This window comes from Pseudomonas asplenii, from assembly GCF_900105475.1.
In the GTDB taxonomy this organism is placed as follows: domain Bacteria; phylum Pseudomonadota; class Gammaproteobacteria; order Pseudomonadales; family Pseudomonadaceae; genus Aquipseudomonas; species Aquipseudomonas asplenii.
This window is the reverse complement of sequence record NZ_LT629777.1, coordinates 4240347-4261191: the sequence shown is the minus strand read 5'-3', so window position 1 is coordinate 4261191 and position 20845 is coordinate 4240347. Positions and strand designations below refer to the sequence as shown.

The 20845-nt window shown below is 65.8% G+C and carries 2 protein-coding genes (1 of these 2 running past the window's edge); both read right to left on the bottom strand.

Going from position 1 to position 20845, the window contains the following annotated elements; all coding sequences use genetic code 11:
* Nucleotides 1-14688, bottom strand: a complete 14688-nt coding sequence (locus tag BLU37_RS19425) for a non-ribosomal peptide synthetase (protein ID WP_090207760.1) — start codon at nt 14686-14688, stop codon at nt 1-3.
* Nucleotides 14685-20845: the 3' end of a non-ribosomal peptide synthetase gene (locus BLU37_RS19420; RefSeq protein ID WP_090207757.1), read on the bottom strand. 16540 nt of this gene lie beyond the right edge of the window; the window shows 6161 of its 22701 coding nt (coding positions 16541-22701); its start codon lies off the right edge, out of view; its stop codon occupies nt 14685-14687. Before BLU37_RS19420 ends, BLU37_RS19425 begins: the two co-directional genes overlap by 4 nt.

The window sequence follows — 20845 nt, the reverse complement described above, 5'->3', positions numbered from 1 at the left end:
TCATGACACAACCTCGCCCGGGACACGGGCCAGTCCAGCCTGCCACCATGCCGCCAACTGGCTGACCGCCGGGGCCTTGAGCAAGCTGAAATGGTTGCCCGGGCCATACCAGACCTCTAGCTCACCCACCTGCCCACGCCAGCCCTGAATCATTGCCTGCTGCTCGCGCTGGTTACCAGCAGCGTCCAGGGTCGGATCTTCCGCCAGCACCAACAGGGCTCGGCCGCGATAGCGGCGTTGTGGCTGATAAACGGTACGCAAGGCCGTCGCGAAGGTCCGGGCCGGGCCATACATCGCTTGCGGCGTCGAACGCGGCGACAACAGGCCGACACGCACCATGCCGGCATGCAGCAGTGCCAGTTGACGGCCGTCGTCCTCTTCGGCAAAAGCCGCCAGGTCAATGCCCAATGACTTGCCCGAGGCCAACTGCATCGCCTCCACCAGGCGCAGCAGCGCCGCCGTGGCGGTGTAAGGCTTGCCGACCACGCCATTGCCACCGGGTGACTCGCTGTCGATCAGGGTCAGCGAGGCAACCTCACGGCCGGCCTCCTGCAAGCGCGTCGCCATTTCGAACGCGACCCAGCCCCCGAACGAATGCCCGACCAGGTGCAGCGGCCCCAGGGGACAGACCCGCTCCAGTGCCTGCAAGTAAAGGGTGGCAGCGCTCTCGACCTGGCTGTGGGGAACCGACTCGCCATCCAGTCCGCGAGGCTGCAGACCAATGATCGGCCAGTCCGGACCGAGGGCATCGGTCAGCCCGATAAACCCGGTGACACTATCGCCGGCACCGGGTACGCAGAAGATCGGAGCCTGCCCGACACGGCCGCTCTGGATCGTCAGCAAAGGCTGGTGCACGCCCCCTGCGGGCACACTTGCGCTCTCCAGGGCCTGGCTGATCGCCTGCCCTAGCACCGGCAGATGCGGGGCCTGCATCATGCTCAAGTGATCACCCGGCACCTCGATGCAGCGCAGCCGATCGGCGGGCAACACCTGTCCCCAGCCCAGGGAATCACTGCGCCGGGACAACTCGGTCGGCCGCTCGCGGGCACAGAACAGATGCACCGGCAGGTCGATCGGGTGCAGGTTGTAATGCGCCAGCGCATGCCCATGGGCCACCTCACGATCGAGGAAGCGCCATAGCTCATCCGCCGCAATACTCTGCGCGGCGGGCGGCAGCAGCCCCTGTGTCCGACAGTGTTCGAGCAGGCCGTCGAAGTCGAAGCTGTCCAGACGCGACTCCAAGGGCGCAAGCAGGGCCAATGCCTCGCGGCCCGCCTCCCCTTGGGCAGTGAACCAGGCCGTGCATTGCAGCAGCAGGTGGCGCTGGTGCGCGTGCTCGTCGGACCAGCGCGCCTTGCCCTGGTCGGTCAGGCGCGGCACATAGGTATCGATCAAGCCAAGGAATTCGACCGTCTCATCGCGACCGAGCAACTGTTGGGCGATTTCATAGGCGAGCACGCCGCCGAACGACCACCCGGCCAGGCGATACGGGCCATGCGGTTGCACCGAACACATGAGCTCAACCAGCCGCGCCGCCAGACCCTCCAGGGTGCGCAACTGCGGCTGACCGAGGGCGATGCCGGGCAGACCATAGATCGGGAAATCACCGTGCAAGTGCTGACCCAGCGCAGGGAAGTAGGCATCCGCGCCGCTGAATTCGTGCACCAGGAACAACGGATTCTGGCTACCCGCCGCCCGTACGGTAATCAGCGTGGTCGGCGCGTCGGAGGTCTGCGTCCGCTGACTCAACAGATGGGCGACCGACTCGACACTGGCATGCTGGAACAGCTCGGCCAGAGACACCGGCAAACCGGCCTGTTCCAGCAGGTTGACCAGGCGAATGGCCAACAGCGAGTGGCCACCCAGCTCGAAGAAGTTGTCGTGCCGCCCCACCCGATCGACCTTGAGCACCTCGGCCCACAACTGCGCCAGGGTCTGTTCGAGGCCATTCACCGGCGCGACATAGGCGCGACTGGCGAAGTCGTCGATCAGCGGAATCGGCAACGCCTTGCGATCGAGCTTGCCATTCGCGGTCAAGGGCAGCAGCGGCAGTTGCACATAGGCCGCTGGCACCATGTAGTCCGGTAGTTGCCCCTGCAGGTGCGCACGCAGCGTCTCGACCTGCACAGCCGCCTGCGTGTCGGTCGCGGTGAAGTAGGCCACCAGGCGCTTGTCGCCCGGGGCGAGTTCGTGCACCAGCACGGCCACCTCGCGAACCTGCGGATGCCGCCCCAGGCGAGTCTCGATCTCGCCCAGTTCGATACGGAAACCACGGATCTTCACCTGGCTGTCGTTACGCCCGAGGTATTCCAGGGTGCCATCGGCGCGCCAACGCACCAGGTCGCCGGTGCGATACATCAGGCTGTCCGGAACCGGATTGAACGGATCGACGAGGAATTTCTCCGCCGTCAGTTGCGGCTGGTTCAGATACCCTTTCGCCACGCCTGCACCGCCGACATACAGCTCACCGACCACACCCACCGGTACCGGCTGCTGCCGGGCATCGAGCACGTAGGCGCGGGCGTTACCGATTGGCCGACCGATCGGTATGCTGCCGTCCTTGACCGCGGTGATCTCGTAGGTGGTCGAGAAGGTGGTGGCTTCGGTCGGCCCATAGCCGTTGAGCAAGTGCCGTGGCGCCCCCTGTTCGAGGACCCGCGCGATCACCGTCGGGTCGAGCACGTCGCCCCCCACCATCAGGTAGCGCAGGCCAGAGAATGCCGCCAGCAACCCGTCGGCGTACTGCTGGAACAGACCGGCGGTCATCCACATCACACTGACGGCCTGCTCCTGCAGCAAGGCCCCGAGGGCGTCGCGGGACAACAGGTCGCCCTGATCGACCACCACCACGCAACCGCCGTTGAGCAGCGGCGCCCAGACTTCCAGGGTACTGGCGTCGAAAGCCGGATTGGAGGCGAACGCTACCCGGTCCTGCTCGTTGAAGTCGGCATAACCGTTGTTGATCACCAGACGCGTGATCGCCCGGTGCGGCACCAATACTCCCTTGGGCGTGCCCGTGGAGCCGGAGGTGTACATGATGTACGCCACCGTCTGCGACGATTGCGACAGGTCCGGGTTGTGCCCCGACCGCCAGTCGAGCGCCAGGCTATCGAGTTCGACCCGTGCCAGCGCCAGATCCGCCAACTCGTCGCCACGGGTCAGGAGAGCCACCGCGCGGCTGTCTTCGAGCATGAAACGCTGGCGTTCGACCGGCGCATTGATATCCAGCGGCACATACACCGCCGCGCACTTGCTGATCGCCAACTGGCTGACCAGCAGATCCGGCGAGCGCTCCAGCAGAATCGCCACCGCATCCCCCGGCGCCACGCCCAGCGCAAGCAGGTGATGGGCCAACTGGTTGGCCCGGATGTTCAAGGCCTGGTAAGTGAGCGTCCGCTCGCCATGAAGCACCGCCAGCGCCTCGGGACGGGCCAGGACCTGTGCCTCGAACAGCTGGTGCACGGTCTGCTCATGCGGATACGCGCGCTGCGTGGCGTTGAACCCGTCCAGCAGTTGCCGGCGCTCGTGCTCGGGCAGCACCGGCAGTTGGCCGATGGACAAGGTGGGTTGTTGCTCAAGCGCCTGCAGCAGATTCTCCAGCACACTGTGCATCATGTCGCAGACCCGTTGCGCGCCGATATCCGTTGGCGCCAGCGCGGTCAGCGCAAAGTCCTCACCCAGGTCGTCGACGCTGAGCGTCAGCAGGTAGTTGGTGCGTTCCTCGGCCTTGAGCAGCTGGATGCCCTGCCAGGCGCTCAGGGTTTCGTCTGCAGCTGTGGCTGTCGTGGCTACCGCGCTATGCCGGTAGTTGAGCAAGGCACTGAACAATGGCGTACCTGCGGGCACCCCGCTGCAGCGCTGCATCAGCGCCAATGGCGCCTGTTCATGGGCCAGCAGGCGGGCCAGACGCCCGTGGGTGATTAGCAAGGCATCGCGCACCGAGCGCTCGTCGATATCGACCCGCAGCGGCAAGGTGTTGATGAATACCCCCAGGGCCCGCTCCGCGCCCTCGCCACCCTGCAACCGCCCAAGCAGCACGGTACCGAAAACCACCTGCTCACGAGCCGCCGCTGCGCCCAGCAGCCGTGCCCAGGCCAGGTGCATCAGGCTTGCAGCACTGACCCCCAGTTGCCGGGCCTGCAACCGCAACCGTCGGCTCAATGCCGGTTCGACCTGGCGCTGGCGCTCCTCGACGCCACTGCCATTGCCCTGCACGTCACGCAAGCCGAACGGCAAGGTCGGCTCATCGATATCCGCCAACTGCTCGCGGAAGAACGCTTCGTGCTCCTGCTCGCCAAGTCCCAGACGGGACTGGGCCACATAATTGCGGTAAGGCACGGCGGCACCCAACTGCTCGCCACGCCCGAGCAGGCAGGCCAGCAGTTCCTGCTGCAGCACTTCCAGGGCGACATGGTCCATGACCAGGTGATGGAACAACAATAGACCGATGATCCGGCCATTGACCGGGTCCGGGCTGTGTACCAGCCGCAGCAACGGTGCGCGAGTGATGTCCAGGCGATAGTGACGGGTATCGAACCGCGCCAGCAGTTGACTGGACACATCACCATCGGCCGGCTCCAGCGAAACCGCCTCACAGACCAGCGGGGCATCGCGCAGCACCACTTGCAACGGTTCCGGCAGGCCGTCCCAGAGCACCGCGCTGCGCAGGATGTCATTGCGCTCGATCACCTGTTGCAAGGCCTGGGCAAACGCTTCCAGGCGCTCGCGATTGGCGAAGGCGAATTGCGCCTGCAGCAGATACGGGTCGCCTTCGCTCGCGGCCAGGTGATGGAAGAGAATCCCGGCCTGCAACGGTGCCAATGGGTAGATATCCTGCACATTGGCGACACCGCCCGGAACGCTGGCGACGATACGATCGATGGCCTCCTGCTCCAACGCCACCAACGGCAGGTCCTGCGGGGTGATCCGCTGCGCATCGGGGCGGATGCGGTTGACCGGTATCTCGATCTCGCGTACCTCGCCCAAGGTCGCCGCAAAGGCCGCCAGGGTCGGCTGGCCGAACAGCACGCGGACATCGGCCGACAGGCCAAGCCTGCGCATGCGCCCGATCAGACTGACCGCCAGCAGCGAATGCCCGCCCAGTTCGAAGAAGTTGTCGTGGCGCCCCACCTGCTCGACCTTGAGCAACTCGGCCCAGAGCTGCGCCATGAGGATTTCGGTGTCGCCCAGCGGCGCGACATACTCGCGACTCGTCAGGGCCGCCAGGTCCGGCGCTGGCAGCGCCTTGCGGTCCAGCTTGCCGTTGGGGCTCAGCGGCAGCGCCTCAAGGTGCACGAACAGCATCGGCACCATGTAATCCGGCAACTGCTCCAGCAGATGAGCGCGCAAGACCTCGATCTCCTGGCGCTCGGTCGCCGTGTAGTAGGCCACCAGGCGTTTGTCGCCGGCCACATCTTCACGAGCCACCACTACCGCTTCCTGCACTGCCGGGAAAGCAGTCAGGCACGCCTGGATTTCACCCAGTTCGATACGCAGGCCACGGATCTTCACCTGGTCGTCGTTACGACCGAGGTATTCGATATTGCCGTCCGCCAGATAGCGACCGACATCGCCGGTACGGTACATCCGCGCCTCGGCCTGCGGGCTGAACGGATCCTTGAGGAAACGTTCGGCGGTCAGGTCCGGACGGTTCAGGTAACCACGCGCCACCTGCACACCACCGATATACAGCTCGCCGACCACACCCAACGGCACCGGCTGCATCTGCCCGTCGAGCAGGTACATCCGGGTGTTGGCGATCGGCTTGCCGATCGGCGTGTTGTCCGGGGTCTGCTCTATCGGGCCGGCGCAGTCCCATGCCGTCACGTCCACGGCCGCCTCGGTCGGGCCATACAGGTTGTACAACCCGGCCTGTGACAACTGTGTCTTGAAGCGGCGTACCACGCTGCCCGGCAACGCCTCGCCGCTGCACATCACCCGCTTCACGCTGGCGCATCGATCCGCATCGCCATGGGCCAGGAACACATCGAGCATCGATGGCACGAAGTGCAAGGTCGTGATCTGCTCGGCCTCGATCACTTCACTGAGATAGACCGGGTCCTTGTGCCCTTCCGGACGCGCCATCACCAGGCGCGCGCCGGTGAACAGCGGCCAGAAGAACTCCCAGACCGACACGTCGAAGCTGAACGGGGTCTTCTGCAGCACCGCGTCCTCCGGCGTGAGGCCATAGGCGTCCTGCATCCACAGCAGGCGGTTGATTACCGCCGCGTGCTCGTTGATCACGCCCTTCGGCTGGCCGGTGGAACCCGAGGTGTAGATCACGTAGGCGCTATGGCGTGGCGTCAGTTCGCCAAGCCAGGGGTTGTTCACGGAGCGTTCATGCCAGGTGTTGTGGTCCAGATCGACCACCGGCACCGGCACCGCGCCCAACAGCTCGCGGGTACGGCCCTGCACCAGCACCACCGCTGGTGCACTGTCCTGCAGCATGTAAGCGATACGCTCCGGCGGATAGGCCGGGTCCAGCGGCACATAGGCGCCGCCGGCCTTGAGGATCGCCAGCAGGCCGACGACCATTTCCAGGCCACGCTCGACACAGATCGCCACCCGCACATCCGGCCCCACGCCCTGCTCGCGCAGGTAATGAGCCAATTGGTTGGCACGCTGGTTCAGCGCCTGGTAGGTCAGGCGTTGCTCGCCCGCCTGCACCGCCAAGGCTTGCGGGGCCCACTCGACCTGGTCCTGGAACAGGCCATGGATCGTCTGCTCCAGGTTGTAGCCGGTCTTGGTGGCATTGAAGTCAAGCAGCAAGTGCTCACGCTCGACCGCATCCAGCAAGTCGATGCGCGCCAACGACGCCTGCTCATCGGCGACCATCGCCCGCAGTACGCGTTCGAAACAGCGCACGTAGCGTTGCATCGTCGCTTCGTCGAACAGTGCCGTCGCGTAGCCGAGGCCACCGCTGATGCAGCCCTGGGATTCACCCAGGCTCAGGGACAGATCGAACTTGGCGGCATGCCCCCCATCATTGATCCCTTCCAGTTGCAGGTCGCCCAGCACCAGCTCGGCGCTCTCGCCCGCCTGCCAGGTCAGCAGGGTCTGGAACAACGGACTGTGGGACAGGCTGCGCGTCGGCCGGAGGATTTCCACCACCTGTTCGAACGGCAGGTCCTGATGCGCCTGTGCTTCAAGACTGCGCTGGCGAACCTGCGCCAGCAGCCCCGCGACGTCCTGGGCGCCCGCCACGTCGAGACGAATCGCCAGGGTGTTGACGAACAGCCCGATCAAACCTTCGATTTCCGCACGCTGGCGGTTGGCGACCGGCGAACCGATCACCACTTCGTCCTGCCCGGCCAGACGGCTCAGCAGCAGACCCCAGCCGGCCATCATGGTCATGTACAAGGTCAGGCCATGGCGTTGGCCGAGTGCCTTGAGCCCGGCGCTCAACGACGCATCAAGGCGGATCTCGACACTGCTGCCGGCAGGGTCCTGGCGCACCGGACGCGGCCGGTCCGTGGGCAGCATCAGCAAGGCCGGCGCCCCCTCCAGGGCCTGTTGCCAGTAAGCGCTCTGGCGCGCCAGCACCTCGCCACTCAACCACTGGCGCTGCCAGACGGCAAAGTCGCCGTACTGCACCGCCAACGGCGGCAGCGGATCGGCCTCGCCACGGCTGAACGCGGCGTAAAGCTGCGCCAGCTCGCGGGTCAGCACGTCCATCGACCAGCCATCGGCGATGATGTGGTGCAGGGTCAGCAGCAATACCTGATGGTCCTCGGCGAGGATCACTCGTCGGCCACGGACCAATGGCCCGTGCGCCAGGTCGAACGCTCCCCGCGCCTCATCGCGGATCAAGGTTGCCAAGTCCACCTCTGGCCGCTGGCGCAGGTCCTCGACCGGCAATGGCAAGCCGCTCTCGACCGGCGCAATCAGCACGTGAGGGACGTCATCGTGTTCGACAAAACGACTGCGCAGGGTTTCGTGACGGGCGACAATACGCTCCAGTGCCCGCTGCAGGGCGATGCCATCCAGACGCCCGCGCAGGCGCAAGGCGATGGGGATGTTGTAGGCGGGACTGGCACCTTCCAGTTGAGCCAGGAACCATAGGCGCTGCTGGGCGAACGACAACGGCAGCGGCTGCTCGCGGGACACCGGCACGATCGCCGGCTGGCTGCTGCGCTCGGCCAGCGCCAGAACGCGCGCCACCGCCGCCAGTTCGGGGTTGGCGAACAACTCGCCCAGCGGCAGCTCGCGCTGCAGTTGCAGGCGGACCTGGGACACCATGCGCATCGCCAGCAGCGAATGGCCGCCCAACTCGAAGAAATGATCCTCGCGGCCGACCTGATCGACCTGTAGCAACTCGCCCCAGATCCGTGCCAGGGCGATTTCCAGTTCGCCCTGCGGCGCCTGGTAGCCACGACGCAGCAATGCATCCGCGTCGGGCCGGGGCAGTGCCCGGCGGTCCAGCTTGCCATTGGCGGTCAACGGTAACGCCTCCAACTGGACATAGGCCAGCGGCACCATGTAGTCCGGCAACTGCTCCAGCAGGCCGGCCCGCAGGTGTGTCACAGCCGGCGGCGTATCGCCAGCCGGCACGGTGAAATAGGCCACCAGGCGGACCTGTCCGGGCTCATCCTCGCGGGCCAGCACCACCGCCTCCTGGATCGCCGGCAGACGATTCAGGCAGGCTTCGATCTCGCCCAGTTCGATACGCACCCCACGAACCTTCACCTGCTCGTCATTGCGTCCCAGGTATTCGAGAGTGCCGTCTTCGCGCCAGCGCGCCAGGTCACCCGTGCGGTACATACGGGCCTGGGGCTGGTCGCTGAACGGATCGTCGAGGAAACGCTCGGCGCTCAGTTCAGGGCGATGCAGATACCCTCGGGCCACGCCCGCGCCACCGATATACAGCTCGCCGGCCACGCCGATCGGCACGGGCCGCAACTGCTCGTCCAGCAGGTAGATACGGGCGTTGTCGATCGGCTTGCCGATATGCAGCAGGCCTGCCGGCTCCAGGCGTCCGGAGGTGGCGACCACCGTGGCTTCGGTCGGGCCATAGTTGTTGATCACCGCAAAGCCCGGATCACGGGCGAAGTGGCGCAGGCGATCGCCGCCGATCAGCAGGGTTTGCAGGGTCGGATGTCGACGATTCTGGGCGAAGGCGTATTCGGCAACCGGCGTTGGCAGGAAGCTGACCTGCAGCGGCTGGGCGTACCACCAGTCCAGCAGCGCATCCAGCTCACCATTGCCCAGGCCACTGGGTGGCAAGTGCAGGGTCGCGCCCACGCACAGCGCCGGCCAGACCTCCCAGGCCATGGCATCGAAGCCCAGCCCGGCGACGCTGGAAGTGTGGCTGCCCGAGCGCAAATCGAAGGCCGTGCAATGCCAGTGCACCAGGTTTTCCACGGTGCCGTGCTCGACCATCACGCCCTTGGGCTGGCCGGTGGAACCGGAGGTGTAGATCACATACGCCAGATGCTGGAGCGTCAGGCCTGGGACCTCAGGATTGCTCTGCGGCTCGTCGTGCCAGCCGGGTTGATCCAGGTTGATCAGCGGCACACCGCTGCCGCTCACCAAGGCCCGGGTCGTGTCCTGCACCAGCACGGCGAGTGGCGCGCTGTCCTGCAGCAGATAGTCGATGCGTTCCTGTGGATGCGCCGGGTCAACCGGCACATAACCGGCGCCGGCCTTGAGAATTGCCAACATGCCGACCAGCAGATGCGGCCCGCGCGCGATGCACAGCGCCACCCGTGAATCGACCTGCACACCCTGGCGGATCAGTCGGTGGGCCAGACGATTGGCGCGCTGGTTGAGTTCGCGATAACTCACCCCCTCGCCGTCGACCTGTACCGCAATGGCCTCGGGGGTGCGCTCGACCTGGGCTTCGAACCGTTGTGCAAGGGTGTGTCCGACCGGATGATCGACCTGGCTGGCATTGAATGCCTGCAGCAACTGCTGGCGTTGCTGCTCATCGAGCAGGCTGGCCTGGCCCAGCGTCACCTGGTCATTGTCGACCATGGCCTGCAACAGGCGGCGCAGATAACCGACATAGCGCTCGATGGTGGTTGCATCGAACAGCGCCGTCGCATAGGTCAGCGCACCGGCCAGCTGTGCGCCGACCTCGCCGACGTTCAGCGCCAGGTCGAACTTGGCGAACTGCGTGGTCCCGGCAATGCCTTCGAGCTGCAATTCGCCCAGCGCCAGCGTCGCATCCTCACGGCTCTGCCAGGACAGCATGGTCTGGAACAGCGGACTGTGGGCCAGGCTGCGCTGCGGCCGAGCGATGTCGACCACCTGTTCAAAGGGCAGATCCTGATGCGCCTGGGCTGCCAGGGTACGTTGGCGGACCTGCGCCAACAGCGCTTCGATACGCTGATCCGGCGCCAGGTCGAGGCGGATCGCCAGGGTGTTGACGAACAGCCCGACCAGGCCTTCGACCTCGACCTGCTGGCGGTTGGCGACCGGCGAACCGATCACCAGGTCATCCTGCCCGCTCAGGCGGCTCAACAGCATGGCCCAGCCGGCCAACAGGGTCATGTACAAGGTGGTGCCATGACGTTGACCGAGGGCCCTGAGCCCGGCGCTCAGGCGTTCATCAAGGAGGAACTCGACCTGGCCGCCGGCAAACTCCTGACGGGCCGGCCGCGGTCGGTCGGTGGGCAGCATCAGCAGCGGTGGCGCCCCCGCCAGGGCCTGCTGCCAGTAGGCACTCTGTTGTTGCAACAGCTCGCCGCCGAGCCAGCGGCGCTGCCACACGGCAAAATCGCCATATTGCACCGCCAGCGGCGGCAACGGATCGTCCTGGCCATGCCGGAACGCCTCGTAGAGCGCCATCAGTTCGCGGGTCAGCACGCCCATCGACCAGCCATCGGAAACGATATGGTGCAAGGTCAACAACAGCACATGGTGCTGCTCGGCCATGCGGATCAGCCGTCCGCGAATCAGCGGCCCGTGTTGCAGGTCGAACGGCCGTGCGGTTTCCTCCGCCAACAATGTCTGGAGCCGCTCCTGTGCCCGTGGTTCCTCGCGCAAGTCCTCGGTATCGAGGACCAGCCCCTGCTCCAGTGGGGCAATGTGTACCTGCGGCTCCTCGCCCAGCAGCACGAAGCGGCTGCGCAGGGTTTCATGGCGCTCGACGATTCGCGCCAGCGCCCGTTGCAGTGCATCACGGTCCAGCGGCCCGCGCAGACCGAGACCGACGGGAATGTTGTAGGCACTGCCGGCAGCGCCCATCTGCGCCAGGAACCACAACCGCTGCTGCGCGAAGGACAGCGGCAGGCCGTCCTCGCGCGGCACCGGCAGGATCTGCGGCAAATCACTGCGCGCGGCCTGGCTCAGCACCTGGGCCACGGCAGCCAGTTCGGCATTGGCGAACAGCTCGGCCAGCGCCAGTTCCACCCCCAGGCGTTGGCGGACCTGGGCCACCATGCGCATGGCCAGCAATGAATGGCCGCCCAGCTCGAAGAAATGATCGCGCCGCCCGACCCGGTCGACGTGCAGGACCTCGCTCCAGATCTGCGCCAGGGTCGTTTCCAGCTCGCCCTCGGGGGCCTCGTACTCGCGGGTGAACAACGCTTCCAGCTCGGGCTTGGGCAAGGCCCGGCGATCGATTTTGCCGTTGGCCGTCAGCGGTAACGCGGCCAGCTTCACATAGGCCGCTGGCACCATGTAGTCGGGCAGATGCGCCTGCAGCCAGGCACGCAAGTCGCCGGTTTCAAGCGTCTCGACCTGTTCCTGCCCGGTGAAATACGCGACCAGACGCGGTTGCCCCGGCTGATCCTCGCGAGCCACGACCACCGCTTCCTGGATGCCGGGAAGCTGGTTCAGGCGGGCCTCGATCTCGCCCAGTTCGATGCGCATGCCACGAATCTTCACCTGGTCGTCGTTACGGCCCAGGTAGTCGAGATTGCCGTCCGCGCGCCAGCGCGCCAGGTCACCCGTGCGGTACATGCGTGCCTGTGGCGCGTGGCTGAACGGATCGTGCAGGAAACGCTCGGCCGTCAGTTCCGGGCGATTCAGGTAGCCTCGCGCCACCCCGGCGCCGCCGACATACAGCTCGCCGGCCACGCCCAATGGCACCGGACGTTGTTGCTCATCCAGCAGATAGACCCGGGCGTTGGCCATCGGCTGGCCGATGTGCAGGGCCTGCCCGGCCTCGACCCGTCCCGAGGTGGCGACCACCGTGGTTTCGGTCGGACCATAGTTGTTGATCACCTCGAAGCGCTGGTTCCGGCTGAACTGCCGCAGCCGGTCACCGCCGATCAACAGGGTGCGCAGGGTCGGATGCTGCAGATTCAGGCTGAACGCATGCTCGGCAATCGGCGTCGGCAGGAAACTCACGTCCAACGGTTGTGTGCGCCACCAGGCCAGCAGCGCGTCGACGTCCTCACCGCCCGCGACAGGAGGAGGCAGATGCAGGGTCGCGCCGGCGCACAAGGCCGGCCAGATCTCCCAGGCCATGGCATCGAAGCCGAAGCCGGCGACACTGCTGGTATGCCGGCCCGGACACAGGTCGAAGGCCGTGCAGTGCCAGTCCACCAGGTTCGAGACGGTCTGGTGCTCGACCATCACGCCCTTGGGCTGGCCGGTGGACCCGGAGGTGTAGATCACATAGGCCAGGTGTCGAGGGTCAGGCGTCGGCAGTTGTGCAGTGGCGACGCTGCGGTCCTGCCAGAGCGGCTGGTCGAGGTTGATCACCGGCACCGTCAGCGCTGGCAGGCGCACCAGCAGGTCATCCTGGGTCAGCACCGCGACCGGCGCGCTATCCTCGAGCAGGTAGCGCAGGCGTTCGGCCGGGTGGGCCGGGTCGATCGGCACATAGCCGGCCCCGGCCTTGAGAATCGCCAACAGCCCCACCAGGGTGTCGAGCCCGCGCCGGGCAACGACCGCCACCCGGTCATCGGGGCGAACACCCAACTCAACCAGGTAGTGCGCCAGGACTGTAGCCTGCTGATCCAGTTCGGCATAAGTCAGTTGACGCCCCAGGCACACCGCAGCCAGTGCCTGCGGCTGCTCGGCGGCGCGGGTGGCGATACGCTGGTGCAGGGTCAGCCCTTGCGGGTAGTCGGCCTGGTGGGCATTGAAGCCTTCGAGCAGCAGCTCGCGCTCAGCGTCGGGCAGGATCGACAGTTGCTCGAGCAACGCCTGTGGGCTTTGCTCCAGGGCCTGCACCAGTTGTTCCAGGGCGGTACGCATGTAGTCGCAGACCCGTTGCCCGTCGACCTCCGTGCTGGCCAGCAGGGCCAGGCGAAAATCTTCGCCGAGGTCATCGATACTCAGGGTCAGCGGATAGTTGGTGCGCTCCTCCGAGCTGAGCGGGGTGATGCCCTGCCAGGCCGAGACGCCACCGGCACTGACGGTAACGCTGTTGTGCCGATAGTTGAGCAAGGCACTGAACAGTGGCGTCGGCACCTGCACTCCGCTGCAACGCTGGGCCAGCGCCAGTGGCGCATGCTCATGGCGCATCAGCGCAGTCAGCCGACTCTGGGTCGCGCGGACCCCGGCCTGGACCGTGAGACCGCCGATATCCACCCGCACCGGCAAGGTATTGATAAAGATCCCCAAGGCCCGGTCGCCATCGCCACCGCCCTGCATGCGGCCCATCAGCACCGTGCCGAAGACCACGCTGCGCTTGCCCGACAGCGCCGCCAGCACCTGCCCCCATGCCAGGTGGAACAGACTGGCGACACTCGCCCCCTGTTGCCGAGCCAGCGCTCGCAGGCGCTGACTCAAGCGCGGTTCCAGCGGCAGGTCGAACTCGTCGATTGCCGTACCGTCGCCGCGCACGTCCTGCAGGCCGAAGGGTAAGGTCGGCTCATCGATATCCGCCAGCATCTCGCGGAAAAACCCTTCGTGTTCGGCCTGGCTGGTGCCCAGCAGCGCCTGGGCCACATAGTTGCGAAACGGCACCGGCGTGCCCAATTGCCCGCCCTGCCCCAGCAGGAATGCGCTCATTTCGTGACGCACCACATCCAGCGCACTGTGGTCCAGAGCCATGTGATGGAACAGCAACATGGCGACCAGCCGCCCGGCCGCTTCGTCGCGGGCGTAGACCAGTCGTATCAACGGTGCCCGCGTCACGTCGAGACGGTAGTGGCGACCGTCGAAACGCTCATGCAACTGCTGCAGCACCTCGCCGTCGTGCGGCTCGATCAACACTTCCTGCACCACCAGTTCGGCCTTGCGCCAGACCACCTGCACCGGGCTCTCCAGCCCCTCCCAGAGCACTGCGGTACGCAGGATATCGTGACGGTCGATGACCTTCTGCAAGGCCCGCGCGAACACATCCAGCCGTTCCTGATCGGCGAAGGCAAACTGCGACTGCATCACATAGGGATCACCCTGGGTCGCGCTGACGTGGTGGAACAGGATGCCTTCCTGCAACGGCGCCAGCGGGTAGATGTCCTGCACATTGGCCACGCCGCCGGGCACGTCGGCAACGATCCGGTCGATCTGCTCCTGGGTCAGGCTCGCCAGCGGCAGCATCGACGGGGTGATGTGCGTCGTGTCGGTACCAATGCCATTGGCCGGTACCGTCACCTGGCCGCTGACGGCAGGCGCGTAGGAGCCGTCGCGGATCATCTCGATCAGCACTGGCTTGTATTCACGCAAGCGGGCGATGATCGCCGGCTCCGTCAATGCCTGCTTGTTCCCCTGCACGATCAGTTGATCGTCCCTGACAGCCAATTGGATGCCTTTTGCCTTCAATGTGGCCAACAGTTCAGTCACGTTCACAGGACGATCTCCATTTTCTCGGTAATTGCGGCGTATCCGGCCAACGTCGGTTGTTCGAACAACGCCCTCACATCGGCTTCCATGCCTTCCTGGTGCAACCGGCCTATCAGGCTGACGGCCAGCAACGAATGCCCGCCCAGCTCGAAGAAGTTGTCGTGGCGCCCCACCTGCTCGACATTGAGCAACTCGGCCCAGAGTCGCGCCATGAGGATTTCGGTCGCCCCGACCGGTGCTTCGTATTCGCGGCTCGACAGGTCCGCCTGGTCCGGTGCCGGCAACGCCTTGCGGTCCAGCTTGCCGTTAGGGCTCAGCGGCAGCACCTCAAGGTGCACGAACACCGCAGGGACCATGTAGTCCGGCAACTGCTCCAGCAGATGAGCGCGCAAGGCCTCGATCTCCTGGCGCTCGGTCGCCGTGTAGTAGGCCACCAGGCGTTTGTCGCCCGGTACGTCCTCACGGGCCACCACCACCGCTTCCTGCACCGCCGGGAAGGCGGTCAGGCGCGCCTGGATTTCACCCAGTTCGATGCGCAGGCCACGGATCTTCACCTGGTCATCGTTACGACCCAGGTACTCGATATTGCCGTCGGCCAGGTAGCGCGCAACGTCGCCGGTACGGTACATCCGCGCCTTGGCCTGCGAACTGAACGGATCCTTGAGGAAACGTTCGGCGGTCAGGTCCGGACGGTTCAGGTAACCACGCGCCACCTGCACACCACCGATGTACAGCTCACCGACCACGCCCAACGGCACCGGCTGCATCTGCCCATCGAGCAGGTACATCCGGGTGTTGGCGATCGGCTTGCCGATCGGCGTGTTGTCCGGGGTCTGCTCGATCGGGCCGGCGCAGTTCCACGCCGTCACGTCCACTGCCGCTTCGGTCGGACCATACAGGTTGTGCAGTTCGGCACCTGTGAGCTGCGCCTTGAAGCGCCGCACCACGCTGCCCGGCAGCGCTTCACCGCTGCACATCACCCGCTTGACGCTGGCACAGCGGCTGACATCGCCATGGGCCAGGAAGATATCGAGCATCGACGGCACGAAGTGCAAGGTCGTGATCTGCTCGGCCTTGATCACCTCGCCCAGGTAAACCGGGTCCTTGTGCCCTTCCGGACTCGCCATCACCAGACGCGCGCCGGTGAACAGCGGCCAGAAGAACTCCCAGACCGACACGTCGAAGCTGAACGGGGTCTTTTGCAACACCGCGTCCGCAGGCGTCAGGCCGTATTCGTCCTGCATCCACAGCAGACGGTTGACCACCGCCGCGTGCTCGTTGATCACGCCCTTCGGCTGGCCGGTGGAGCCCGAGGTATAGATCACGTAGGCACTGTGCCGTGGACTCAGCTCGGCGATCTGCGGATTGCCATCGGGCTGCTGCTTCCAGTCGGCCTGATCCAGGTCGATCACCGGCACTGCCAGTTCACCCAGCAGGTTGCGGGTGCCACCCTGTACCAGCACCGCCAGCGGCGCGCTGTCGGCCAGCATGTAGGCCAGGCGCTCCTGCGGATAAGCCGGATCCAGCGGCACATAGGCGCCGCCGGCCTTGAGGATCGCCAGCAGGCCGACGACCATTTCCAGGCCGCGCTCGACACAGATCGCCACGCGCTTGTCCGGCCCCACGCCCTGCTCACGCAGGTAATGGGCCAGTTGGTTGGCGCGGCGATTCAACGCGTCGTAACTCAGGCGTTGTGTGCCCGCCTGCAGCGCCAGAGCCTGCGGTGTCTGCCGGACCCGTGCTTCGAACAACCCGTGCAAGGTCTGCTCGAGGTCATAGGCGACCTCGGTCGCGTTGAAGGCCACCAGCACCTGCTGACGCTCCTGCGCGGTCAGCACCGGCAAACCTTTGAGCGCCTGGCGCGGTGCCTGTTCCAAGGCCTCGACCAGTCCGTTCAGCGCCGTCAGCATGAAGTCGCAGACTCGCTGCGCACCGACCCGAGCCAAGGTCATCGCGGTCATGCTGAAGCCTTCACCCAGATCATCGACGTTGAGGGTCAACGGGTAGTTGGTGCGCTCCTCGCTGGCCAGGGTCTCGATGCCCATCCAGGCCCCTCGCGTGGTGTTGTCGAACACCCCGGCATCGCTGTGGCGGTAGTTGAGCATCGCACTGAACAGCGGCAGGCTCGCGGCCACGCCGCTGCAACGCTGAGCCAGGGCCAGCGAAGCATGCTCGTGGCCGAGCAAGGCGGTCAGCCGCGCATGGGTCGCCTTGACCCCGGCACGTACCGGCGTGTCATCGATATCGACCCGCAACGGCAGGCTGTTGATGAACATGCCCAGCGCCCGGTCGGCACCCTCGCCGCCCTGCATCCGGCCCAACAGCACCGTGCCGAACACCACGCTCTGCTTGCCGGAAGCGGCGGCCAGCACCTGGGCCCAGGCCAGGTGGAACAGACTCGCGGCACTGACCCCGAGCTGCCGGGCCTGTTGACGCAGGCGAGTGCTCAATTCGAGCGGCAGACGCTGCCAGGCTTCCTCGATGGCACGTCCATCGCCCTGCACATCCTGCAGTCCGAACGGCAGGGTCGGCTCGTCGACATCGCCGAGCATCTCGCGGAAGAACGCCTCGTGTTCCGCCTCGCTGACACCCAGGCGCGCCTGGGCCACATAGTTGCGGTACGGCACCGGCGTGTTCAATTCATCCGCTCGCCCTTCAATAAAGGCACGCATCTCGCGACCCACCACTTCCATCGCAGTGTGGTCGACGGCCAGGTGATGGAACAACAGGATCGCGACGACCCGCTGCCGAGCCTGATCCTCGGCATGGACCAGTTCCACCAGGGGTGCCTGGCGAATATCCAGGCGATAGTGGCGGGCATCGAAGCGCGCGTGCAATTGCGCCAGGCAATCACCGTCGGCCGACTCCAGCGGTATCTGACGCACACTCAGGCGCGCCTGACGGCGGACCACCTGAACCGGCCGTTCCAGGCCTTCCCAATGCACGCTGGTGCGCAGGATGTCGTGACGGTCAATCACCTGCTGCAACGCATCGGCAAAGACCTGCAGGTGCGCCTGGCTGTCAAAGGCCATCTGCGATTGCAGCAGATAGGGATCGCCCTGCTCGGCGCTCATGTGGTGATACAGAATACCTTCCTGCAGCGGTGCCAGCGGATAGATATCCTGCACGTTGGCCGCGCCACCGGGCACACTGGCGACAATACGGTCGATACTTGCCTGGTCCAGGTCGATCAGCGGCAGCAGGTCCGGGGTGACGTGCTGGCAATCGGCTGGAATCCGACTCTTCGGCACCTCGACTTCCCGACCGCTGCCGATGGCCGCTGCCAGAGCTGCCAGGGTCGGCTGGCTGAACAACACGCGCACGTCGGTGTTGAGCCCGACCTGGCGCATGCGCTCGATCAGCGTCACCGCCAGCAACGAGTGGCCGCCCAGTTCGAAGAAGTGATCGTGACGCCCTACCCGTTCGACCTTGAGCACGTCGGCCCAGATCTGCGCCAGGGTGATCTCCACGCTGCCCTGCGGTGCCTCGAAGGCGCGACTGAGCAATGCATCCTGATCCGGCGCCGGCAGCGCCCGACGGTCCAGCTTGCCGTTGGCGGTCAGCGGCAACGCGTCGAGCTGCACGTAGGCCGACGGCACCATGTAATCCGGCAAACGGCTGTGCAGGTAGATGTTCAGCGCTTCGATAGCCAGCGCCTCGCTGGCCGTGAACCAGGCCACCAGACGCCCATCACGCACCAAGACCACCGCTTCGGTAACAACCTCATGGCTGCTCAGCGCCGCCTCGATTTCGCCCGGTTCGATACGCACGCCGCGAATCTTCAACTGGTCGTCGTTACGGCCCAGGTAGTCGAGATTGCCATCGGCCAACCAACGTGCCTGGTCACCCGTGCGGTACAGGCGTGCCTGCGGTTCGGCGCTGAACGGATCGTCGATAAAACGCTCGGCGGTCATTTCCGGGCGGTTCAGGTAACCGCGTGCCACCCCGGCGCCACCGATGTACAACTCACCGGCCACGCCAACCGGGACCGGTTGCAGTTGCTCGTCCAGCAGGTAGACCTGGGCATTGGCAATCGGCTTGCCGATATGCAGCACCCGGCCGGCTTGCATTTGCCCGGAAGTCGCGACCACCGTGGCCTCGGTCGGCCCGTAGTTGTTGATCACCGCGAAACGCTGTGGCTGGTTGAACTGACGCAGACGGTCGCCGCCGATCAGCAGCGTGCGCAGGGTCGGATGCTCCAGTTGCCGACTGAACGCGTACTCGGCCACCGGCGTGGAGAGGAAGCTCACTTGCAGCGGTTGCGCCAGCCACCAGGCCAGCAGGCGGTCGATCTCCTGGTGATCGATATCCGCCGGCGGCAGGTGCAGGGTCGCGCCCACACACAGCGCCGACCAGACTTCCCAGGCCATGGCGTCGAAACCGAAGCCGGCGACGCTGGAAGTGTGACCGCCGGCCTTCAGATCGAACGCCGCACTGTGCCAATGCACCAGATTCTCCACGGTGCGGTGCTCGACCATCACGCCCTTGGGCAGGCCGGTGGAACCGGAGGTGTAGATGACGTAGGCCAGGTGACCTGGTGTCAGGCTACCCGCTGCGGGATTGTCGATCGGCTGGTCCTGCCAGGTGACCCGGTCCAGCTCCAGTACCGGAATCGCCAGTGCCGGCAATTGCTCACGCCACTCGCTTTGCGTCAGCAGCACCGCCGGTGCGCTGTCTTCGAGCAGATAGCGCAGGCGCTCGCCTGGCAACGCCGGGTCGACCGGCACATAACCGGCACCGGCCTTGAGAATCGCCAGCAGCCCGACCAGCATCTGCGGCCCCCGCCGGACACTGATCGCCACCCGGTCATCCGGCTGCACGCCCAGCGTGCGCAGATGATGGGCCAGTTGGTTGGCCTGCTGATTGAGCTGGCGGTAGCTGAGCGAGTCAGCCCCCTGCAGCACCGCCAGTGAATCAGGCAGGCGCTCGACCTGGGCCTCGAACAGACCGTGGACGGTCTGACCCCGTGGGCAGTCGAACGTACTGGCATTGAACGCCAGCAACACTTGCTCGCGCTCTGCAGCCGGCAGAATCGCCAGCCGGTTCAGCGCGGTCGTGCCATCGTGTTCCAGGGCCTGCGCCAACTGTTCCAGGGCACCTTGCATGTACTCGGCCACCCGCTGCGCACCCACCGACGTCGCCGCCAGCACCCGCAGGCGGAAATCGACGCCGAGGTCATCGACACTCAGGGTCAGCGGGTAGTTGGTCCGCTCCTCGCCGCCCAGCAGATGAATGCCCTGCCAGATGCCACCGGCCTCGACCGGCAGTTCGGCGTGGGCGCTATGGCGATAGTTGAGCAAGGCACTGAACAGCGGTGCCGCCGTATCGACCGCACTGCAACGCTGGGCCAATGCCAGGGAGGCATGCTCATGACCGAGCAAGGCGGTCAGCCGCGCATGGGTCGCCTTGACCCCTTCGCGCACCGCCACTGCTCCCACTTCAACCCGCAACGGCAAGGTATTGATAAACATGCCCAGGGCGCGGTCGGCGCCCTCGCCGCCCTGCATCCGGCCCATCAGTACCGTGCCGAATACCACGCTGTCCTTGCCGGAAGTGGCCGCCAGAACCCGACCCCAGGCCAGGTGCATCAGGCTCGCCGCACTGACACCGAGCTGGCGGGCCTGCTCACGCAGACGCCGGCTCAGGGTATCGGCCAGCATCAGCGGCGCCTCCTCGATATCACGGCCATCGCCCTGCACATCCTGCAGACCGAACGGCAGCGTCGGCTCGTCGATATCGCCGAGCATCTCGCGGAAAAACGCCTCGTGCTCCGCCTCGCTGACACCCAGGCGTGCCTGGGCCACATAGTTGCGGTACGCCACCGGCACGGCGAGCCGGTCGGCCTGCCCGTGCAGCAGCGCATGCATCTCCTCGACCACCACTGCCATGGCGGTGTGGTCCAGCGCCAGGTGATGGAACATCAGAATCGCAACGATCCGCTGCTGCACCGGATCATGGGCATGCACCAGTTGCATCAGCGGCGCCTGGCGAATGTCCAGGCGGTAGCGGCGTGTTTCGAAGCGCTGCTGCAATTGCTCCAGGACATCACCCGCCGCCGGATCGAGCAGCACCTCCTGCACTGGCAGCTCGGCCTCGCGGCGGACCACCTGCACAGGCTGTTCCAAACCTTCCCAATGCACGCTGGTGCGCAGGATGTCATGAC